This window comes from Psychrobacter sp. Cmf 22.2 (assembly GCF_001921745.1).
In the GTDB taxonomy this organism is placed as follows: domain Bacteria; phylum Pseudomonadota; class Gammaproteobacteria; order Pseudomonadales; family Moraxellaceae; genus Psychrobacter.
In genome coordinates, this window is record NZ_MRYA01000028.1 from 1 (window position 1) to 285 (window position 285).

Consider the following 285-nt stretch of genomic DNA (forward strand, 5'->3'; position numbering starts at 1 on the left):
AGATGATTTGCTGTTGTTTCAAAGCCCGGCTATTTTAGAGTGGTTAGAAGAGGTTTATCCTGAGACGCCGCTATTACCTCAAGACGCTGCCGGTCGTATGCAGGTACGTGCGCTAAGCGCCATGATTGGCTGTGATATCCATCCTATTAACAATCGCCGTATTTTGCAATATCTGCGCAATGAGCTATCGGTAGACGAGGAAGCTGTTATTAAGTGGTGTAATCGCTGGATAAGTGAGGGTTTTGCAGCGTTAGAAAAACGCTTAGCACAAGATAAAGCTCGTGG

At 46.0% G+C, this 285-nt stretch carries 1 pseudogene; it reads left to right on the forward strand.

Annotated features, from left to right (window positions below):
* Positions 1-285 (forward strand): annotated as a pseudogene (locus BTV98_RS13190) (maleylacetoacetate isomerase); the annotation flags it as partial.